The sequence below is a fragment of the Staphylococcus sp. GDB20D11A genome, from assembly GCF_016893255.1.
Taxonomy (GTDB): domain Bacteria; phylum Bacillota; class Bacilli; order Staphylococcales; family Staphylococcaceae; genus Staphylococcus; species Staphylococcus aureus.
Genome location: NZ_JAFEPJ010000009.1, coordinates 54,348 through 75,887 on the forward strand (window position 1 = coordinate 54,348; position 21,540 = coordinate 75,887).

The window sequence follows — 21,540 nt, forward strand, 5'->3', positions numbered from 1 at the left end:
AACGAAATGACCTTAATATAACGACACTTTTTAGTGACTCAGTTATATTAAGGTCATTTTTAATTGAATGAAAAAGTTAATCTACTAAAGAGAATCGAACCAAATTTTATACTATTATTCCATTGATGCATGTGAGTAATGACCGGCATATAATCCAGCGACATGTCCTGTTACGAGTGCACTTGTAATATTATAACCACCAGTATAACCATGAATATCTAATACTTCACCACATAAAAATAATCCCGGGACTAATTTAGACATCATTGTTTTAGGTTGAATTTCTTTAAGTGACACACCACCGCCTGTGACAAATGCCTTATCTATAGGTAATGTCCCGTTTACCTTAAATACAAACCCTTTAAACATATTTACTAAGTCGTTCAATTGTTGATTTGATAAGTGATGTGATGTGGTATTTTCATCGATTCCAGCTTGTTCCAGCATGAACAGTAAATAGCGCTCTTCAATTAGTCCATGCAAGCTGTTTTTAATGATTTTATCTGGTGTGTCCGATAATAATGATGTGATGTGTTGTTTTAATTGTTCATGGTTTAATTCAGGAAATGCATCGATTGCCATAGAAATATGCTGTGTCTTTTGATTTTTTTGTTCTTTATAAACAAACTGACTACATCTTAATGTAGCTGGACCACTGATACCAAAATGAGTAAATAACATATCCATTTGATGACTGATGCGTTTTTTACCATTTTTCTTAAGTACTGACAATTCAACATCTTTTAAACTTAAACCTTTTAGACGATTTGATTTGATGAAAGGTTCAGCTGATGTAATTGGAACTTCGGTCGGGAATAACTCTGTAATGGTATGACCTAAATCTTGTGCGAACTTATAACCATCACCAGTTGAACCTGTTTGAGGGACACTTGTACCACCTGTAGCAATCACAAGTGAATGACTTACATAGCTGCTGCTTTGAGTATGTACAGTGAAAGTTTGGTCTGTATTAACTTCGATTCTACTAACAGCTTCTTCTTCTTTAATCGTTACATGTTGGCGTTCGATAGTTGTCACTAATGTATCAACCACGTCTTGTGCTTTGTTGGAGACTGGAAACATACGCCCGTGATCTTCTTCTTTTAATTTAACACCCCTAGACTCAAAAAAATCTATGATGGATTCATTATCAAAAATTGAAAAGGGACTATATAAAAATTTCCCATTTCCAGGAATGTTCTTAATAATTTCAGCATATGGTAATCGATTAGTTACGTTACATCTACCGCCACCAGATATTTTGAGTTTACGACCTAGACCTTTCTTTTTTTCAATGAGTAACACATTGTTACTTTGTTCGCTTGCAGCTACTGCCGCCATTAAGCCGCTAGGTCCGCCTCCGATAATAATTGTTTGATACATATACGCTTCCTCCAAATTTGTTACTGGACATTCAATTGCTATTTTATAGTACTTTTTTAAACTTTGCTATATCTCTTATGTTATGAGATGACAATTATGTTGAATATATTTATAATGTGAACTTCATAAAAATTGAAGATGTATGTGTATGATAAGAATGATTTTTCTACTGTTATGCGATGTTCATCTCAAATAGTAGTATAATGTTCATATGAAATTTCGTAATATTCTAATCAAAATCGAGTATTCAATGACAATGCGTTGATAATTTTGTTATGATAATTCATTGAATATACGACAATGAAATAAAGTTTTGTGATATATTCATAATAATGAAAAATGATTTTACAGAGAAATAGCTTTTAGTTTACAAAACTTTAATAAACATGAGATAGGGAGATTCGTAATGAGTGAAAGTAAAGAAATGGTGCGTGGAACCTTTTTAATTACCATTAGTATATTAATTACCAAGGTATTGGGCGTACTTTTTATCATTCCATTCAACTATTTAATTGGTGGACAAGAAAATATGGCGCCGTTCACATACGCTTATGCACCATATAATATTGCAATTGCAGTTGCGACAGCAGGTGTACCTTTAGCAGCTTCGAAATATGTTGCGAAATACAATGCTATTGGGGCATATAAAGTCAGTCAGAAATTTTATAAATCGAGTTTTATTGTAATGAGCATTACCGGTGTTTTAGGTTTCTTGGTACTGTATTTCCTAGCACCTTATATTTCTGAATTAACATTAGCTAGAAACGTTCATGATAAAAACGGTTGGTCAGTCGATGATATTACTTGGATTATAAGAATCATTAGTATGGTTGTTATCTTTATTCCTGTATTAGCGACATGGAGGGGTATATTCCAAGGTTATAAATCTATGGGGCCAACAGCGGTGTCAGAAGTAACTGAGCAAATTGCACGCGTGATTTTTATATTAATCGGAAGTTATTTAGTACTTAATGTCTTTGATGGTTCTATTTTATTAGCCAATGGTATTGCTACTTTTGCAGCAGCAGTTGGTGCGATTATTGGTATATTCACACTCTGGTATTACTGGAGAAAGCGTAAGCATAATATTGATCGTATGGTCGAATCTGATTACACAGATATAGATGTGTCATATGGCAAGATGTATAAAGAAATTATTGCTTATAGTATTCCGTTCGTTATTGTAAGTTTGAATTATCCATTATTTAACTTAGTAGATCAATTTACACATAACGGTGCTTTATCTTTAGTTGGTATACCTTCACAGTTACAAGATATATTCTTTAATATGCTAAATATGTCAACTAATAAAATTGTAATGATTCCGACATCATTAAGTGCTGGCTTTGCAGTAAGTTTAATTCCTTATATTACAAAAACATTTGCAGAAGGTCGCTTACATGAAATGCATCATCAAATTAGAACATCTATTGGTGTATTAATGTTTATAACTGTTCCAGCTAGTATTGGAATTATGGCCTTGGCACAACCATTATTCACAGTTTTCTATGGTTACGATCCAATTGTTTTAGGTCATGACCCTAACCATGATGGTAGTCGCTTATTATTCTATTATGCGCCTGTAGCAATACTAATTTCACTATTAAGTGTAACAGCGTCAATGTTACAAGGTATAGATAAACAGAAATTAACAGTTTATGTTATTTTAGCTTCTGTAGTTATCAAGTTAGCGTTAAACTATCCATTAATTATGTTATTCCATACACCTGGTGCAATTTTAAGTACTAGTATCGCATTATTATTTGCAATTGGATGTAATTTCTATATTCTTAAAAAATATGCGAAGTTTAAATTCAGCTATAGTTGGATTCATTTTGCAAAAATATTCTTGTATTCATTTATTATGATGCTAGGTGTAGAATTAGTATTCTTCCTTGCAAATCTATTCTTAGAACCTACTAAACTTGGTTACTTAATCATTATTATTTTAGGTGTTACAGTAGGTATTCTAATTTACGGTACAATCACTATTAAAACGCGTCTTGCGGACGAATTCTTAGGTGAAATTCCTGAAAAATTAAGACGTAGAGTTAGGTTTTTACGATGAGAATAGATAAATTTTTAGCAAATATGGGCGTCGGTACACGTAATGAGGTCAAACAGTTACTTAAAAAAGGCCTTGTAAATGTCAACGAACAAGTAATTAAATCACCAAAAACACATATAGAACCAGAAAACGATAAGATATCAGTTCGTGGAGAATTAATAGAATACGTTGAAAATGTCTATATTATGTTAAATAAGCCAAAAGGTTATATATCGGCAACTGAAGATCATCATTCAAAAACCGTTATTGATTTAATACCTGAATACCAACATCTAAATATTTTTCCGGTTGGTCGTCTTGATAAAGATACAGAAGGGCTTTTATTGATAACGAATGATGGTGATTTTAATCATGAATTAATGAGTCCAAACAAACATGTTTCTAAAAAATATGAAGTTATTTCAGCAAATCCTATCACTGAAGACGACATTCAAGCTTTTAAAGAGGGTGTGAAACTGTCTGATGGCAAGGTTAAGCCTGCAATATTAACTTATATTGATAATCAAACGTCGCACGTAACAATTTATGAAGGAAAATATCATCAAGTTAAACGAATGTTTCATAGCATTCAAAATGAGGTATTACATTTAAGACGTATCAAAATTGCTGATTTAGAATTGGACAGCAATTTAGATTCAGGAGAATATCGTTTATTAACTGAAAATGATTTTGACAAATTAAATTATAAATAAAAGGGAGACGATTGATATGGCAAAAGGTAATTTATTTAAAGCGATTTTAGGTATAGGTGGCGCTGTAGCAGCTGTACTTGTTACACGTAAAGATAGTCGTGACAAGCTGAAAGCAGAATATAATAAATATAAACAAGATCCTCAAAGCTATAAAGATAATGCTAAGGATAAAGCGACGCAATTAGGAACAATTGCAAATGAAACAATTAAAGAAGTAAAAACAAATCCGAAAGAATATGCTAATAGATTAAAAAATAATCCAAAAGCATTTTTCGAAGAAGAAAAATCAAAATTTACCGAATTTGACAATAAGACTGACGAAAGTATTGAAAAAGGTAAATTTGATGATGAAGGTGGCGCAGCACCAAATAATAATTTACGTATCGTCACTGAAGAAGATTTAAAAAAGAATAAAAATGCATTGTCTGATAAAGAATAAGATGTGAGTAGGACAGAAATGATAAAGAACCACTATGATTTATTATATAGTGGTTCTTTATCTTTAGTCATAGCTAAAATGTATTTAGAAAGAAGAATACATGAGTGAAACTCATGCATAAGAAATACTAATATCTAAAGAAAGCGTATTTCTTTATCTTTTCGAAATTCTCTATGTTGGGTCCCGCCAACTTGCACATTATTGAAAGCTGACTATTGGCCAGCTTCTGTGTTGGGGCCCCAGGGCGCATTTTCGTTCAGTTAATTACAGTTAATGTTAAATTGTGTGCCTAGCGCATTGACTTATTTCTCGAGCTCTTGATTTAAATATATAAATTAAAAAAGGAACAAAGCAGCTATTAATGATTTGTGTCATATCGATAGCATCGTTTTGTTCCTTTTTATTATTTTCTGACATCTTATTGTAGTTTTTATATCATTTCATGTAAAATAGAGTTTAACTTATAGAAAAAAGGAAGTCGATTTCGAATGTGGAAAGAAAAAGTTCAACAATACGAAGATCAAATCATTAATGACTTAAAAGGATTATTAGCAATTGAAAGTGTGAGAGATGATGCAAAAGCATCAGAAGACGCACCAGTTGGTCCAGGTCCTCGTAAGGCATTAGACTACATGTATGAAATTGCACATAGAGATGGATTTACAACACATGATGTGGATCATATTGCAGGAAGAATTGAGGCAGGTAAAGGAAATGACGTATTAGGTATCTTATGTCATGTTGACGTTGTTCCTGCTGGTGATGGATGGGATAGTAACCCGTTTGAACCGGTCGTAACAGAAGATGCTATCATAGCTAGAGGTACACTTGATGACAAAGGTCCAACAATTGCTGCTTATTATGCAATTAAGATATTAGAAGATATGAATGTGGATTGGAAGAAACGTATTCATATGATTATTGGTACGGATGAAGAATCTGATTGGAAATGTACGGATCGCTATTTTAAAACAGAAGAAATGCCAACATTAGGTTTTGCACCAGATGCAGAATTTCCGTGTATTCATGGTGAAAAAGGCATTACAACATTTGACTTAGTTCAAGATAAGCTTGCTGAAGATCAAGATGAACCTGATTATGAATTAATAACTTTTAAATCTGGTGAACGTTACAACATGGTACCTGATCATGCAGAAGCAAGAGTGCTTGTTAAAGAAAATATGACAGATGTTATTCAAGACTTTGAGTACTTTTTAGAACAAAATCATTTACAAGGTGATAGTACTGTTGATAGTGGCATTCTAGTTTTAACAGTTGAAGGTAAAGCGGTTCATGGTATGGATCCATCTATCGGTGTGAATGCGGGTCTTTACTTACTAAAATTCTTAGCATCATTAAATCTTGATAATAATGCACAAGCGTTTGTAGCATTTAGTAATCGCTACTTATTTAATTCAGATTTTGGTGAAAAGATGGGAATGAAATTCCATACAGATGTCATGGGTGATGTGACAACTAACATTGGTGTTATTACATATGATAATGAAAATGCGGGTCTTTTCGGTATCAACTTACGCTACCCAGAGGGATTTGAATTTGAAAAAGCTATGGATCGTTTTGCAAATGAGATTCAACAATATGGCTTTGAAGTGAAATTAGGTAAAGTCCAACCACCACATTATGTTGATAAAAATGATCCTTTTGTACAAAAGTTAGTTACTGCATATAGAAATCAAACAAATGATATGACTGAACCTTATACTATAGGTGGCGGTACTTATGCGAGAAACTTAGACAAGGGTGTAGCATTTGGCGCAATGTTTAGTGATTCTGAAGATTTAATGCATCAGAAAAATGAATATATCACTAAAAAACAGTTATTTAACGCAACTAGTATTTACTTAGAAGCAATTTATTCATTATGCGTGGAGGAATAATATATGGAAAAAATTTTTTTAAATGGTGAGTTTGTAAGTCCAAGTGAAGCAAAGGTTTCATACAACGACAGAGGATACGTATTTGGCGATGGTATTTATGAATACATTCGAGTATATAATGGTAAGTTATTTACAGTAACAGAACATTATGAAAGATTTTTACGTAGTGCCAATGAGATTGGTTTAGATTTAAATTATTCTGTAGAAGAATTAATTGAACTATCTCGTAAATTAGTTGATATGAATCAAATTGAAACTGGGGCAATTTATATTCAAGCAACGCGTGGTGTAGCTGAAAGAAATCATAGCTTCCCGACACCTGAAGTGGAACCAGCAATTGTTGCTTATACAAAGAGTTATGATCGTCCTTATGATCATTTAGAAAATGGTGTGAATGGTGTTACCGTTGAAGATATCCGATGGTTACGTTGCGACATTAAAAGCTTGAACTTATTAGGAAATGTATTAGCAAAAGAATATGCTGTGAAATATAATGCAGTTGAAGCAATTCAACATCGAGGCGAAACTGTAACTGAAGGATCTTCAAGTAATGCTTATGCAATTAAAGACGGTGTGATTTATACACATCCGATTAACAACTATATTCTTAATGGTATTACACGAATTGTAATTAAAAAAATTGCCAAAGACTATAATATCCCATTTAAAGAAGAAACGTTTACTGTAGATTTCTTGAAAAACGCAGATGAAGTTATTGTTTCAAGTACTTCAGCTGAGGTTACACCTGTTATTAAATTAGATGGTGAACCAGTTAATGATGGTAAAGTTGGCCCAATTACGCGTCAACTACAAGAAGGATTTGAAAAGTATATAGAGTCAAACAGTATTTAAAATTCTTTCATCATATTTTTAGATTAAATTACTTAAATTTATCAACTTTCGTAAGTGAATTATGTTATAATTTAAAACGAAGCTTAAAAGTGTTGTTTAGAAAACACATATTAGTAAAAAGTGCCATTTTGTTTCTCATTTTCAGTTGAAATATAATGATAAAAATTATAAAATTTTCTATGAGTTACAAATATGATGTGCATCATATTTTACTAAGTACGTAAATGTTACAGTTCATAAATTTATGCTAACCATGAAAATGGGATAGCAATTATTTTGAAAACTAGAGTTTATCGCCTACAAAAGTTACAAAAACATGTAGTTTTAGACACGGTAACATTTTATGTCAAGTAAGTGACTATAGAATGTATGGTGTCAATGACAGACATTACGATTTAAATTTAGTCGTGTAATGTAGGCATTAGTTAAGGATTTACAATAATTATCTGGACATAATATTTGTACCAGTATGGTGTTATAAATTAGAATATATGGCTCTTGAAAAACCTATTTCTAGAGCCATTTTCTAATTGAAAGTGAGGTGGACGAGTTGGAGCAGTTTTATCAATTAGGGTGGACACTTGATTCTGCAGGTGGTGCATCTGGCGAAGCATATATGGCTGAACAAGATGGACAAAAGTTGTTTTTAAAACGAAATTCAAATCCATTTATTGCGGCATTATCAGCAGAAGGTATTGTGCCCAAATTAGTATGGACGAAACGCATAGAAACAGGCGAGGTTGTTACAGCACAACATTGGAAAAATGGCCGTGAACTATCTTCAAATGAAATGAAGCAAACAAGAGTTGCACATTTATTAAAGAAGATACACAATTCTAGACCTTTATTAAGTATGTTAAAGCGTATGGAAATGGAACCCATTACTCCTGAGATTATGCTTAATAAAATTAATGCCTCTTTATCAAGAGAAGTTTTAACACATCATATTGTGAGAAAATCATTAACTTATTTGGAAGAGCATATGCCGAGTTTAGATTCACGTTTTTTCACAGTTGTACATGGTGATGTGAATCATAATAATTGGTTATTATCTGATCGTGATGAACTATTTTTAGTCGATTGGGAAGGCGCAATGATTGCAGACCCAGCAATTGATATCGGAATGCTGCTTTACAACTATGTTCCACAACAACAATGGTCTGAATGGCTTGAAACATATGGTGTTCAAGAGAGCTTGAATTTAAATAAACGTATGAAATGGTATACGGTAATTCAATCTATAGGTCTTGTTCAATGGTATGAAGAGCAAAAAAGATATAAGGATATGAACACTTGGCTTAAATTCCTAAATGAAGTTATGAATAGTAACATGTTTATTTAAGAGGAGAATAAAATATGAGAGTTCGATACAAACCATGGGCTGAAGATTATTTAAAAGATCATCCTGAATTGGTTGACATGGACGGTCAACATGCAGGGAAAATGACTGAATGGTTTGATAAAACGCAACCGATACACATTGAAATTGGTTCGGGAATGGGGCAGTTTATTACAACATTAGCTGCTCAAAATCCTCATATTAACTATATTTCAATGGAACGTGAGAAAAGTATCGTTTATAAAGTATTGGATAAAGTTAAAGAGATGGGTTTAACAAATTTAAAGATTATTTGTAATGATGCCATTGAATTAAATGAATATTTTAAAGACGGCGAAGTTTCGCGTATTTATTTGAACTTTTCAGATCCATGGCCAAAAAATCGTCATGCAAAACGACGTTTAACGTATCATACGTTTTTAGCGTTGTATCAACAAATCTTAAATGATGAAGGAGATTTACATTTTAAAACTGATAACAGAGGACTATTTGCCTACAGTTTAGAAAGTATGTCTCAATTTGGAATGTATTTTACAAAAATAAATCTAAATTTACATCAAGAAGACGATGGCAGTAATATTTTAACAGAATATGAAAAGAAATTTTCGGATAAAGGGTCACGTATTTATCGTATGGAAGCGAAATTCCATTCACAAAAATAAAACACTTATGAGGATATGTACACATACAATCATAAGTGTTTTTTGTACTATAATGGTTCTATAGAAAAAGGTTCTATAATAAATCGGACTGATGGAAAAAGTATTTACTTTTCATCTGTCCGATTTTTTGATGTTGAATATAAAAAAAGCGCAATTATCTCTATAATTAAAAGTGACTAAACAAATAACTAAAGGAGATAATGCGTCTATGAACAATGTTATACTAAATACCTTTGATTTAAAAGTATAAATCTTGCATTTTACTTGGAAATTTTAATTATTAATTTAAAATTACAGTCCGATGGTTATGATGCATTTACATATAATATGATTGCATTAATCTTTATAAGTAGTTGGAAGTGCATTAGTGTGGGGCGTTTCGTTTTTGTTCGCATTTATGAATAGTGATATGATGTAATAAACACATGCTAATTGTAATAACGAATACAGAAAGAATAGGTGATGTTATGAAAATCGGGGATATATCTATTCATTATCTAAATGGCGGCAATACAAAAATGGATGGCGGTGCAATGTTTGGTGTTGTTCCGAAGCCGTTGTGGTCAAAGCAATACAATGCAAATGAACGAAATCAAATCAATTTACCGACACATCCAATTTTGATTCAAACGGCTCAATATAATTTGATTATAGATGCGGGTATTGGTAATGGTAAATTATCTGAAAAGCAATTACGTAATTTTGGAGTAGATGAAGAAAGTCATATAATTGCTGATTTGGCAAATTATAATTTAACGCCAAAGGATATTGATTACGTGCTAATGACACATATGCATTTTGATCATGCAGCCGGTTTGACTGATCAAGCGGGACATGCAATTTTTGAAAATGCGATTCATGTTGTGCAACAAGATGAGTGGCATGAGTTTATTGCACCTAATATAAGAAGTAAATCAACTTACTGGGATAAGAATAAAGGCGATTATAGTAACAAGTTGATTTTATTCGAAAAACATTTTGAACCGGTTCCGGGTATCAAGATGCAACATAGTGGAGGTCATAGCTTTGGGCACACAATCATTACGATTGAAAGTCAAGGAGATAAAGCAGTTCATATGGGTGATATATTCCCGACTACTGCACATAAAAATCCTCTATGGGTAACGGCATATGATGATTATCCTATGCAATCGATTCGTGAAAAGGAACGCATGATACCATATTTTATCCAGCAACAATATTGGTTCTTGTTTTATCATGATGAAAACTATTTTGCTGTAAAATACAGCGATGATGGTGAAAACATAGATGCATATATTTTACGTGAAACATTAGTTGATAATAACTAAAATAAAGATGTATTACTAAACAAATTTTCAAGAATAAAAAATTGAGCCACATCCTATCTTACTAATTAGGGTGTGGCTCATTTTTAAGTTTTACGATCCAAATCAAATATGGATAAAATTCGTATTAACGCTCTACAATGTTAATGACTTCACCAGTATATGCATCTGCATAAAAATCATAATGAATATTTTGACCATTTTTAATAGTTGTAATTCCACCTTGATAAACTAAACGGTATTTATCAGTTTCAGGATGAACGAATGGTTCATAAACGATATATGAGCCTTTGACATTCATAAAATATGATTTTACTTCATTAAGTACTTTAACGGGATTATAGCGTTTACGATTAATAAATTGGATGATTGAAATGATAGAAATAATTACAATGGCTACTGCAATTATTGTTGGAATTATATATTTCAGTTTAGTCATCATTTATGCTCCCTTGATTTCAAATTCATATCATTAGTTTACCATATTGAAGATGATATAATAACTTATAAGGAGTGAGAACTTTTATGAACATAAATAAAAAAGTAACATTACAACGAATTCAAACGTTAACTGAGCTTCATGGGGCACCAGGTTTTGAAGAAGAAGTAAAAAATTATATGACTCAGCAAATGGCGCCGTACGTAGATGAGTTTATTGAAAATCGTATGGGTGGTTTTTTTGGTGTGAAAAAATCTAAAAATCCAAATGCAAAACGTGTAATGATTGCAGCACATATGGATGAAATTGGATTTATGATTACAAACATCACTAAAAATGGAATGATTCAATTCACAAATTTAGGTGGTGTTGCAAATGATATTTGGCAAGGACAACGCTTAGTAATTAAAAATAGAAATGGCGATAAAATTATCGGTGTTGTTTCTAATATACCTAAACATTTTCGTACTGGTAGTGAAGGTGCACCGGAAATTAAAGATTTAACATTAGATATAGGTGCTCAAAATGAAGATGAAGTGCGTGAGCGCGGAATAGATATAGGAGATACAATTGTACCTCACACGCCATTCACACAGTTATCTGAACATCGTTATAGTGCTAAAGCATGGGATAATCGTTATGGTTGTGTCTTGGCAATTGAAATACTAGAATTATTAAAAGATATAGAATTAGATGTAGACTTGTATGTTGGCGCAAATGTTCAAGAAGAGGTTGGATTACGAGGTGCGAAAGCATCTGCAGAGATGATAGACCCAGACGTTGCATTTGTAGTCGATTGTTCACCTGCCAATGACGTTAAAGGTAACCAACCATTATCCGGTGAACTTGGTAAAGGTACGTTAATTCGCATAAAAGACGGTACAATGATTTTAAAGCCTGCATTTAGAGACTATTTATTAAAGTTAGTAGAAGCACATGACATTGAACATCAATACTATATGTCACCAGGTGGAACAGATGGTGGAGAAATTCATAAAGCTAATATTGGTATTCCGACTGCAGTTATTGGTGTATGTGCACGATATATTCATAGTACAGACTCAGTATTTGATATAAGAGACTATTTTGCAGCTAGATCTTTACTTTCAGAAGCCATTTGTAATTTAGATAATAATCAAATAGAAACATTACAATATAAATAATCGGGTAATAACAACTATTATCTCTAAATAGTTATATATAATCATTAATTAAGGAGACATAAAAATGAAACAACTTGAATCAGAACAACAATTTGAATCTTTAAAACAAGGTGCTACAGTATTTGAATTCACTGCAGGCTGGTGTCCAGATTGTAGAGTGATAGAGCCAGATTTACCGGAATTAGAAGCGAGATATCCTATGTTTGACTTCGTATCAGTAGACCGTGATAAATTTATGGATATTTGTATTGAAAATGGTATTATGGGGATTCCAAGTTTTCTAGTATATAAAAATGGAGAACTGCTTGGAAGTTATATTGGAAAAGAACGAAAATCAATTGAACAGATAGATGCATTTTTAGCTCAATACGTGTAATTTAGACTAGAGAAAAACGGGGTAATACTCGTTTTTCTCTGTTACTATGTGTTGATTTATTGTAAACTATTATAAGGTGCGAAATTAGGAGTGTTACATATGAATACCTTTCAAATGAGAGATAAATTAAAGGAACGTTTAAGCCATTTAAACGTTGATTTTAAATTTAATCGTGAAGAAGAAACTTTGCGTATTTATCGAACAGATAATAACAAAGGTATCACGATTAAACTTAACGCTATTGTCGCAAAATATGAAGATAAAAAAGAAAAAATTGTAGATGAAATTGTTTATTACGTTGATGAAGCTATTGCACAAATGGCAGATAAAACCCTTGAGAGTATATCATCTAGTCAAATTATGCCTGTCATTAGAGCGACTAGCTTTGATAAAAAAACTAAACAAGGTGTTCCTTTTATCTATGATGAGCATACTGCAGAAACAGCAGTTTATTATGCAGTCGATTTAGGGAAATCATATCGTTTAATTGATGAAAGCATGTTAGAGGATTTGAAGTTAACTGAACAACAAATAAGAGAAATGTCTCTGTTTAATGTTAGAAAATTGTCAAATTCATATACGACTGATGAAGTAAAAGGTAATATTTTTTATTTTATTAACTCAAATGACGGGTATGATGCAAGTAGGATACTAAATACTGCATTTTTAAATGAAATTGAGGCACAATGTCAAGGCGAAATGCTCGTAGCAGTGCCACACCAAGATGTGTTAATTATTGCAGATATACGCAATAAAACAGGATATGATGTGATGGCACATTTAACAATGGAATTTTTCACTAAAGGTCTAGTTCCAATTACATCATTATCCTTTGGATATAAACAGGGTCATCTTGAACCGATATTTATTTTAGGTAAAAATAATAAACAAAAAAGAGATCCAAACGTGATTCAGCGTTTAGAAGCAAATCGTCGTAAATTTAATAAAGATAAATAGAAATAATTGGATAAGGAGTTTTGTCATAATGAATTTATTTTACAATCCTAAATATGTAGGAGATGTCGCATTTTTACAAATTGAACCAGTTGAAGGTGAATTAAACTACAATAAAAAAGGTAACGTTGTTGAAATTACTAATGAAGGTAATGTTGTAGGTTATAATATTTTTGAAATTTCAAAAGATATAACAATTGAAGAAACAGGTCATATTAAATTAACTGATGAACTTGTAAATGTATTCCAAAAGCGTATTTCAGAAGCTGGTTTTGATTATAAATTAAATGCTGATCTATCACCGAAATTTGTAGTTGGCTACGTTGAAACTAAAGACAAACATCCTGATGCAGATAAATTAAGTGTACTAAATGTAAACGTTGGAAATGACACATTACAAATTGTATGTGGCGCGCCTAACGTTGAAGCTGGACAGAAAGTTGTTGTTGCTAAAGTAGGTGCAGTGATGCCTAGCGGTATGGTAATTAAAGATGCTGAATTACGTGGTGTTGCCTCAAGCGGTATGATTTGTTCAATGAAAGAATTGAATTTACCTAATGCACCTGAAGAAAAAGGTATTATGGTATTAAATGACAGCTATGAAATTGGACAAGCATTTTTTGAATAATTAAGGAAGGTAGTGAAAATATGAGCTGGTTTGATAAATTATTCGGCGAAGATAATGATTCAAATGATGACTTGATTCATAGAAAGAAAAAAAGACGTCAAGAATCACAAAATATAGATAACGATCATGACTCATTACTGCCTCAAAATAATGATATTTATAGTCGTCCGAGGGGGAAATTCCGTTTTCCTATGAGCGTAGCTTATGAAAATGAAAATGTTGAACAATCTGCAGATACTATTTCAGATGAAAAAGAACAATACCATCGAGACTATCGCAAACAAAGCCACGATTCTCGTTCACAAAAACGACATCGCCGTAGAAGAAATCAAACAACTGAAGAACAAAATTATAGTGAACAACGTGGGAATTCTAAAATATCACAGCAAAGTATAAAATATAAAGATCATTCACATTACCATACGAATAAGCCAGGTACATATGTTTCTGCAATTAATGGTATTGAGAAGGAAACGCACAAGTCAAAAACACACAATATGTATTCTAATAATACAAATCATCGTGCTAAAGATTCAACTCCAGATTATCACAAAGAAAGTTTCAAGACTTCAGAGGTACCGTCAGCTATTTTTGGCACAATGAAACCTAAAAAGTTAGAAAATGGTCGTATCCCTGTAAGTAAACCTTCAGAAAAAGTTGAGTCAGATAAACAAAAATATGATAAATATGTAGCTAAGACGCAAACGTCTCAAAATAAACATTTAGAACAAGAGAAACAAAATGATAGTGTTGTCAAACAAGGAACTGCATCTAAATCATTAGATGAAAATGTATCATCAACAACAAAATCAACGCCTAATTATTCAAAAGTTGATAATACTATCAAAATTGAAAATATTTATGCTTCACAAATTGTTGAAGAAATTAGACGTGAACGAGAACGTAAAGTGCTTCAAAAGCGTCGATTTAAAAAAGCGTTGCAACAAAAGCGTGAAGAACATAAAAACGAAGAGCAAGATGCAATACAACGTGCAATTGATGAAATGTATGCTAAACAAGCGGAACGCTATGTTGGTGATAGTTCATTAAATGATGATAGTGACTTAACAGATAATAGTACAGAGGCTAGTCAGCTTCATACAAATGGCATAGAGAATGAAGCTGTATCAAATGATGAAAATAAACAAGCGTCAATACAAAATGAAGACACTGATGACACTCATGTAGATGAAAGTCCATACAATTATGAGGAAGTTAGTTTGAATCAAGTATCGACAACACAACAATTGTCAGATGATGAAGTTACGGTTTCGGATGTAACGTCTCAACGTCAATCAGCACTACAACATAACGTTGAAGTAAATGATCAAGATGAACTAAAAAATCAATCAAGATTAATTGCTGATTCAGAAGAAGATGGAGCAACGAATAAAGAAGAATATTCAGGAAGTCAAATCGATGATGCAGAGTTTTATGAATTAAATGATACAGAAGTAGATGAGAATACTACTTCAAATAGCGAAGATAATACCAATAGAAACGCGTCTGAAATGCATGTAGACGCTCCTAAAACGCAAGAGCACGCAGTAACTGAATCTCAAGTTAATAATATCGATAAAACGGTTGATAATGAAATTGAATTAGCGCCGCGTCATAAAAAAGATGACCAAACAAACTTAAGTGTCAACTCATTGAAAACGAATGATGTGAATGATGGTCATGTTGTGGAAGATTCAAGCATGAATGAAATAGAAAAGCATAACGCAGAAATTACAGAAAATGTGCAAAACGAAGCAGCTGAAAGTGAACAAAATGTTGAAGAGAAAACTATTGAAAACGTAAATCCAAAGAAACAGACTGAAAAGGTTTCAACTTTAAGTAAAAGACCATTTAATGTTGTCATGACGCCATCTGATAAAAAGCGTATGATGGATCGTAAAAAGCATTCAAAAGTCAATGTGCCTGAATTAAAGCCTGTACAAAGTAAGCAAGCTGTGAGCGAAAGCAAGACTGCGAGTCAAGCCACACCATCATCAAGCACTGATTCACAAGAGTCAAACACAAATGCATATAAAACAAATAATATGACATCAAACAATGTTGAGAACAATCAACTTATTGGTCATGCAGAAACAGAAAATGATTATCAAAATGCACAACAATATTCAGAGCAGAAACCTTCTGCTGATTCAACTCAAACGGAAATATTTGAAGAAAGCCAAGATGATAATCAATTGGAAAATGAGCAAGTTGATCAATCAACTTCGTCTTCAGTTTCAGAAGTAAGCGACATAACTGAAGAAAGCGAAGAAACAACACATCCAAACAATACTAGTGGACAACAAGATAATGATGATCAACAAAAAGATTTAAAGCCTTCATTTTCAAATCAAAATGAAGATACAGCTAATGAAAATAGAACTCGGACGAATCAGCAAGATGTTGCAACAAATCAAGCTGTACAAACATCTAAGCCGATGATTCGTAAAGGCCCAAATATTAAATTGCCAAGTGTTTCATTACTAGAAGAACCACTAGTTATTGAGCCGGATGAGGACTGGATTACAGATAAAAAGAAAGAACTTAATGACGCATTATTTTACTTTAATGTACCTGCAGAAGTACAAGATGTAACTGAAGGTCCAAGTGTTACAAGATTTGAATTATCAGTTGAAAAAGGTGTTAAAGTTTCAAGAATTACGGCATTACAAGATGACATTAAAATGGCATTGGCAGCGAAAGATATTCGTATAGAAGCGCCAATTCCAGGAACTAGTCGTGTTGGTATTGAAGTTCCGAACCAAAATCCAACGACAGTCAACTTACGTTCTATTATTGAATCTCCAAGTTTTAAAAATGCTGAATCTAAATTAACAGTTGCGATGGGGTATAGAATTAATAATGAACCATTACTTATGGATATTGCTAAAACGCCACACGCACTAATTGCAGGTGCAACTGGATCAGGGAAATCAGTTTGTATCAATAGTATTTTGATGTCTTTACTATATAAAAATCACCCTGAGGAATTAAGATTATTACTTATCGATCCAAAAATGGTTGAATTAGCTCCTTATAATGGTTTGCCACATTTAGTTGCACCGGTAATTACAGATGTCAAAGCAGCTACACAGAGTTTAAAATGGGCCGTAGAAGAAATGGAAAGACGTTATAAGTTATTTGCACATTACCATGTACGTAATATAACAGCATTTAACAAAAAAGCACCATATGATGAAAGAATGCCAAAAATTGTCATAGTAATTGATGAGTTGGCTGATTTAATGATGATGGCTCCGCAAGAAGTTGAGCAGTCTATTGCTAGAATTGCTCAAAAAGCGAGAGCATGTGGTATTCATATGTTAGTAGCTACGCAAAGACCATCTGTCAATGTAATTACAGGTTTAATTAAAGCCAACATACCAACAAGAATTGCATTTATGGTATCATCAAGTGTAGATTCGAGAACGATATTAGACAGTGGTGGAGCAGAACGCTTGTTAGGATATGGCGATATGTTATATCTTGGTAGCGGTATGAATAAACCGATTAGAGTTCAAGGTACATTTGTTTCTGATGACGAAATTGATGATGTTGTTGATTTTATCAAACAACAAAGAGAACCGGACTATCTATTTGAAGAAAAAGAATTGTTGAAAAAAACACAAACACAATCACAAGATGAATTATTTGATGATGTTTGTGCATTTATGGTTAATGAAGGACATATTTCAACATCATTAATCCAAAGACATTTCCAAATTGGCTATAATAGAGCAGCAAGAATTATCGATCAATTAGAGCAACTCGGTTATGTTTCGAGTGCTAATGGTTCAAAACCAAGGGATGTTTATGTTACGGAAGCAGATTTAAATAAAGAATAATTATGAGTAAGGAGTTTTATATAATGACACACTATCATTTTGTCGGAATTAAAGGTTCTGGCATGAGTTCATTAGCACAAATCATGCATGATTTAGGACATGAAGTTCAAGGATCGGATATTGAGAACTACGTATTTACAGAAGTTGCTCTTAGAAATAAGGGGATAAAAATATTACCATTTGATGCTAATAACATAAAAGAAGATATGGTAGTTATACAAGGTAATGCATTCGCGAGTAGCCATGAAGAAATAGTACGTGCACATCAATTGAAATTAGATGTTGTAAGTTATAATGATTTTTTAGGACAGATTATTGATCAATATACTTCAGTAGCTGTAACTGGTGCACATGGTAAAACTTCTACAACAGGTTTATTATCACATGTTATGAATGGTGATAAAAAGACTTCATTTTTAATTGGTGATGGCACAGGTATGGGATTGCCTGAAAGTGATTATTTCGCTTTTGAGGCATGTGAATATAGACGTCACTTTTTAAGTTATAAACCTGATTACGCAATTATGACAAATATTGATTTCGATCATCCTGATTATTTCAAAGATATTAATGATGTTTTTGATGCATTCCAAGAAATGGCACATAATGTTAAAAAAGGTATTATTGCTTGGGGTGATGATGAACATCTACGTAAAATTGAAGCAGATGTTCCAATTTATTACTATGGATTTAAAGATTCGGATGACATTTATGCTCAAAATATTCAAATTACGGATAAAGGTACTGCTTTTGATGTGTATGTGGATGGTGAGTTTTATGATCACTTCCTGTCTCCACAATATGGTGACCATACAGTTTTAAATGCATTAGCTGTAATTGCGATTAGTTATTTAGAGAAGCTAGATGTTACAAATATTAAAGAAGCATTAGAAACGTTTGGTGGTGTTAAACGTCGTTTCAATGAAACTACAATTGCAAATCAAGTTATCGTAGATGATTATGCACACCATCCAAGAGAAATTAGTGCTACAATTGAAACAGCACGAAAAAAATATCCACATAAAGAAGTTGTTGCAGTATTTCAACCACACACTTTCTCTAGAACACAAGCATTTTTAAATGAATTTGCAGAAAGTTTAAGTAAAGCAGATCGTGTATTCTTATGTGAAATTTTTGGATCAATTAGAGAAAATACTGGCGCATTAACGATACAAGATTTAATTGATAAAATTGAAGGTGCATCGTTAATTAATGAAGATTCTATTAATGTATTAGAACAATTTGATAATGCTGTTGTTTTATTTATGGGTGCAGGTGATATTCAAAAATTACAAAATGCATATTTAGATAAATTAGGCATGAAAAATGCGTTTTAATATGTTTATAATAGAGTAGTATGGGTATTTATTATTAATGACATTATTACATGTTAATTAGGAGGCGTTTTTAATGGATTGGATTTTACCAATTGCTGGAATTATCGCTGCGATTGCATTCTTAATTTTATGTATCGGTATCGTAGCTGTATTAAATTCTGTTAAGAAAAACTTAGATTATGTTGCAAAAACACTTGATGGTGTAGAAGGTCAAGTTCAAGGTATTACTCGTGAAACAACAGATTTACTTCATAAAGTAAACCGTTTAACTGAGGATATTCAAGGTAAAGTAGATCGTTTAAACTCAGTTGTAGATGCTGTTAAAGGTATCGGTGACTCAGTACAAACGTTAAACAGCTCTGTAGATCGTGTAACAAATTCAATTACACATAATATTTCTCAAAATGAAGATAAAATCTCACAAGTTGTTCAATGGTCAAATGTTGCAATGGAAATTGCAGACAAATGGCAAAATAGACACTACCGTCGTGGAAGTGCAAATTACAAAGCTAATAATGTAGCAACTGATGCAAATCATAGCTATACTTCTCGAGTAGATAAATAATTAATAATTAAACAAATGCACTTAAATGAGGTTGTTACTTATTTAAGTGCATTTGTTATAGGAGGATATACAAATGACGCAGCAACAAAATAATAAAAGAACATTAAAAAATAAACACACTTATCAAAATGAACCACTACCGAACCGTAAAGATTTTGTTGTTAGTTTTATAACTGGCGCGCTTGTTGGTTCAGCTTTAGGCTTGTATTTTAAAAATAAAGTTTATCAAAAAGCAGATGATTTAAAAGTCAAAGAACAAGAACTGTCGCAAAAGTTTGAAGAAAGAAAAACGCAACTTGAAGAAACGGTTGCCTTTACAAAAGAACGTGTTGAAGGATTTTTAAACAAATCTAAAAATGAGCAAGCGGCATTAAAAGCACAACAAGCAGCGATAAAAGAAGAAGCAAGTGCAAATAATTTAAGCGATACATCACAAGAAGCACAAGAGATTCAAGAAGCTAAAAGAGAAGCACAAGGAGAAACAGATAAAAGTGCAGCTGTATCAAAGGAAGAGTCAAAAGCAGCGGCATTAAAAGCACAACAAGCAGCGATAAAAGAAGAAGCAAGTGCAAATAATTTAAGTGATACATCACAAGAGGCACAAGAGATTCAAGAAGCTAAAAGAGAAGCACAAGCAGAAACAGATAAAAGTGCAGAAGTATCAAATGAAGAATCAAAAGCAGTGGCATTGAAAGCACAACAAGCAGCGATAAAAGAAGAAGCAAGTGCAAATAATTTAAGTGATACATCACAAGAGGCACAAGAGATCCAAGAAGCTAAAAAAGAAGCACAAGCAGAAACAGATAAAAGTGCAGCTGTATCAAATGAAGAACCAAAAGCATCGACATTAAACGTATCGAAAGAAGAGTCACAAGCTGAAAGATTAGCAAACGCTGCAAAACAGAAGCAAGCTAAATTAACACCAGGTTCAAAAGAGAGTCAATTAACTGAAGCGTTATTTGCAGAAAAGCCAGTTGCTAAAAATGACTTGAAAGAAATTCCTCAATTAGTTACTAAAAAGAATGACGTATCAGAGACAGAGACAGTTAATACAGATAATAAGGACACTGTTAAACAAAAAGAAGCTAAATTTGAAAATGGTGTTATTACACGTAAAGCTGATGAAAAAACAACTAATAATACAGCTGTTGACAAGAAATCAGGTAAACAATCTAAAAAAACAACACCTTCAAATAAACGAAATGCATCAAAAGCATCTACAAATAAAACTTCAAGTCAGAAAAAGCAACATAATAAGAAATCATCACAAGGTGCAAAGAAACAAAGTAGTTCAAGTAAGTCAACTCAAAAGAATAATCAAACTAGTAATAAGAATTCAAAAATAACAAATGCTAAATCATCAAATGCATCAAAAAAATCAAATGCAAAAGTTGAAAAAGCTAAAAGTAAAATAGAGAAACGTACATTCAATGACTAAGAATACTAAAATCGTTTAATTATCAATCATAGCAGTAAGCTATGTATTATATTTTTAAAAATTGAATTTCAAAATAAAAGGTAGGCATTCAGGTGCTTACCTTTTTTGATATCATCAGTTTATTTTGAAAGGCAACACGATCATTCCATGTATTT

General features: G+C 32.4%; 18 protein-coding genes. 16 read left to right on the forward strand and 2 right to left on the reverse strand.

The annotated features are described in order from the left end of the window. Positions 1-114: 114 nt before the first annotated feature. Entirely contained in the window at positions 115-1,383 is a 1,269-nt protein-coding gene (locus JV528_RS06790) for a BaiN/RdsA family NAD(P)/FAD-dependent oxidoreductase (protein ID WP_000284996.1), read from the reverse strand. A gap of 406 nt (positions 1,384-1,789) precedes the next feature. Here JV528_RS06790 and JV528_RS06795 point away from each other — a divergent pair, with 406 nt between their 5' ends. The 8 genes from JV528_RS06795 (at position 1,790) to JV528_RS06830 (ending at position 10,643) form a co-directional block, all read left to right on the forward strand. Beyond that, on the forward strand, positions 1,790-3,451 hold the full coding sequence (locus JV528_RS06795) for a putative polysaccharide biosynthesis protein (protein ID WP_000004344.1): 1,662 nt from the start codon (positions 1,790-1,792) through the stop codon (positions 3,449-3,451). Further along, complete coding sequence (locus JV528_RS06800; RefSeq protein ID WP_001217116.1) at positions 3,448-4,143, forward strand: pseudouridine synthase; 696 nt, start codon at positions 3,448-3,450, stop codon at positions 4,141-4,143. Before JV528_RS06795 ends, JV528_RS06800 begins: the two co-directional genes overlap by 4 nt. 16 nt (positions 4,144-4,159) lie before the next feature. Next, positions 4,160-4,582, forward strand: a complete 423-nt coding sequence (locus JV528_RS06805; RefSeq protein WP_001051855.1) for a YtxH domain-containing protein — start codon at positions 4,160-4,162, stop codon at positions 4,580-4,582. Between the two features lie 488 nt (positions 4,583-5,070). After that, entirely contained in the window at positions 5,071-6,480 is a 1,410-nt protein-coding gene (gene sapep / locus JV528_RS06810) for an Mn(2+)-dependent dipeptidase Sapep (RefSeq protein ID WP_000265407.1), read from the forward strand. A 3-nt stretch (positions 6,481-6,483) separates the two neighbouring features. Next, entirely contained in the window at positions 6,484-7,332 is an 849-nt protein-coding gene (gene dat / locus JV528_RS06815) for a D-amino-acid transaminase (protein ID WP_000411089.1), read from the forward strand. Positions 7,333-7,882: 550 nt separating this feature from the next. Continuing rightward, positions 7,883-8,674, forward strand: a complete 792-nt coding sequence (locus tag JV528_RS06820) for a phosphotransferase family protein (protein WP_000434769.1) — start codon at positions 7,883-7,885, stop codon at positions 8,672-8,674. 14 nt (positions 8,675-8,688) lie between these two features. Then, positions 8,689-9,333, forward strand: coding sequence for a tRNA (guanosine(46)-N7)-methyltransferase TrmB (trmB, locus tag JV528_RS06825; RefSeq protein ID WP_001266157.1), 645 nt, complete (start codon positions 8,689-8,691; stop codon positions 9,331-9,333). A 467-nt stretch (positions 9,334-9,800) separates the two neighbouring features. After that, positions 9,801-10,643 carry a YtnP family quorum-quenching lactonase gene (locus JV528_RS06830; RefSeq protein WP_000689582.1) on the forward strand — a complete coding sequence of 281 codons (843 nt, stop codon included), beginning with the start codon at positions 9,801-9,803 and terminating at the stop codon, positions 10,641-10,643. A gap of 124 nt (positions 10,644-10,767) precedes the next feature. On the opposite strand, the gene JV528_RS06835 is transcribed toward JV528_RS06830, so the two are convergent. Continuing rightward, positions 10,768-11,079 (reverse strand): PepSY domain-containing protein, encoded by a 312-nt coding sequence (locus JV528_RS06835; protein ID WP_165624795.1) that lies wholly within the window; start codon positions 11,077-11,079, stop codon positions 10,768-10,770. 86 nt (positions 11,080-11,165) lie between these two features. Between JV528_RS06835 and JV528_RS06840 the strand changes: the two genes are divergently transcribed. From JV528_RS06840 to JV528_RS06875, 8 genes are all read left to right on the forward strand, one after another. Next, positions 11,166-12,242 carry a M42 family metallopeptidase gene (locus JV528_RS06840; RefSeq protein WP_001024574.1) on the forward strand — a complete coding sequence of 359 codons (1,077 nt, stop codon included), beginning with the start codon at positions 11,166-11,168 and terminating at the stop codon, positions 12,240-12,242. A gap of 64 nt (positions 12,243-12,306) precedes the next feature. Beyond that, on the forward strand, positions 12,307-12,618 hold the full coding sequence (locus JV528_RS06845) for a thioredoxin family protein (protein WP_000811163.1): 312 nt from the start codon (positions 12,307-12,309) through the stop codon (positions 12,616-12,618). A gap of 99 nt (positions 12,619-12,717) precedes the next feature. Then, a complete protein-coding gene (locus JV528_RS06850; protein ID WP_065315677.1) occupies positions 12,718-13,575 on the forward strand; it encodes a DUF1444 domain-containing protein in 858 nt (285 codons plus the stop codon). A gap of 28 nt (positions 13,576-13,603) precedes the next feature. Next, positions 13,604-14,200 (forward strand): YtpR family tRNA-binding protein, encoded by a 597-nt coding sequence (ytpR, locus tag JV528_RS06855; protein ID WP_001048371.1) that lies wholly within the window; start codon positions 13,604-13,606, stop codon positions 14,198-14,200. Positions 14,201-14,220: 20 nt separating this feature from the next. Continuing rightward, the gene (locus JV528_RS06860; protein ID WP_065315678.1) at positions 14,221-18,045 is read left to right on the forward strand and encodes a DNA translocase FtsK; all 3,825 of its coding nucleotides are present in this window, start codon (positions 14,221-14,223) and stop codon (positions 18,043-18,045) included. 23 nt (positions 18,046-18,068) lie between these two features. After that, on the forward strand, positions 18,069-19,382 hold the full coding sequence (murC, locus tag JV528_RS06865; protein WP_000150169.1) for a UDP-N-acetylmuramate--L-alanine ligase: 1,314 nt from the start codon (positions 18,069-18,071) through the stop codon (positions 19,380-19,382). 73 nt (positions 19,383-19,455) lie between these two features. Beyond that, entirely contained in the window at positions 19,456-19,947 is a 492-nt protein-coding gene (locus JV528_RS06870) for a DUF948 domain-containing protein (protein WP_000383814.1), read from the forward strand. Between the two features lie 73 nt (positions 19,948-20,020). Beyond that, a complete protein-coding gene (locus JV528_RS06875; protein WP_204177443.1) occupies positions 20,021-21,385 on the forward strand; it encodes a hypothetical protein in 1,365 nt (454 codons plus the stop codon). The last annotated feature ends 155 nt before the right edge of the window (positions 21,386-21,540 follow it).

Bases quoted from the DNA above. Each gene is read 5' to 3' on its own strand.
- JV528_RS06800 (WP_001217116.1), top strand. From the start codon at position 3,448: ATGAGAATAGATAAATTTTTAGCAAATATGGGCGTCGGTACACGTAAT.
- ytpR (WP_001048371.1), top strand. From the start codon at position 13,604: ATGAATTTATTTTACAATCCTAAATATGTAGGAGATGTCGCATTTTTA.
- JV528_RS06790 (WP_000284996.1), bottom strand. From the start codon at position 1,383: ATGTATCAAACAATTATTATCGGAGGCGGACCTAGCGGCTTAATGGCG.
- JV528_RS06875 (WP_204177443.1), top strand. From the start codon at position 20,021: ATGACGCAGCAACAAAATAATAAAAGAACATTAAAAAATAAACACACT.
- JV528_RS06835 (WP_165624795.1), bottom strand. From the start codon at position 11,079: ATGACTAAACTGAAATATATAATTCCAACAATAATTGCAGTAGCCATT.
- JV528_RS06850 (WP_065315677.1), top strand. From the start codon at position 12,718: ATGAATACCTTTCAAATGAGAGATAAATTAAAGGAACGTTTAAGCCAT.
- JV528_RS06830 (WP_000689582.1), top strand. From the start codon at position 9,801: ATGAAAATCGGGGATATATCTATTCATTATCTAAATGGCGGCAATACA.
- trmB (WP_001266157.1), top strand. From the start codon at position 8,689: ATGAGAGTTCGATACAAACCATGGGCTGAAGATTATTTAAAAGATCAT.
- JV528_RS06845 (WP_000811163.1), top strand. From the start codon at position 12,307: ATGAAACAACTTGAATCAGAACAACAATTTGAATCTTTAAAACAAGGT.
- sapep (WP_000265407.1), top strand. From the start codon at position 5,071: ATGTGGAAAGAAAAAGTTCAACAATACGAAGATCAAATCATTAATGAC.
- JV528_RS06805 (WP_001051855.1), top strand. From the start codon at position 4,160: ATGGCAAAAGGTAATTTATTTAAAGCGATTTTAGGTATAGGTGGCGCT.
- murC (WP_000150169.1), top strand. From the start codon at position 18,069: ATGACACACTATCATTTTGTCGGAATTAAAGGTTCTGGCATGAGTTCA.
- dat (WP_000411089.1), top strand. From the start codon at position 6,484: ATGGAAAAAATTTTTTTAAATGGTGAGTTTGTAAGTCCAAGTGAAGCA.
- JV528_RS06795 (WP_000004344.1), top strand. From the start codon at position 1,790: ATGAGTGAAAGTAAAGAAATGGTGCGTGGAACCTTTTTAATTACCATT.
- JV528_RS06870 (WP_000383814.1), top strand. From the start codon at position 19,456: ATGGATTGGATTTTACCAATTGCTGGAATTATCGCTGCGATTGCATTC.
- JV528_RS06840 (WP_001024574.1), top strand. From the start codon at position 11,166: ATGAACATAAATAAAAAAGTAACATTACAACGAATTCAAACGTTAACT.
- JV528_RS06860 (WP_065315678.1), top strand. From the start codon at position 14,221: ATGAGCTGGTTTGATAAATTATTCGGCGAAGATAATGATTCAAATGAT.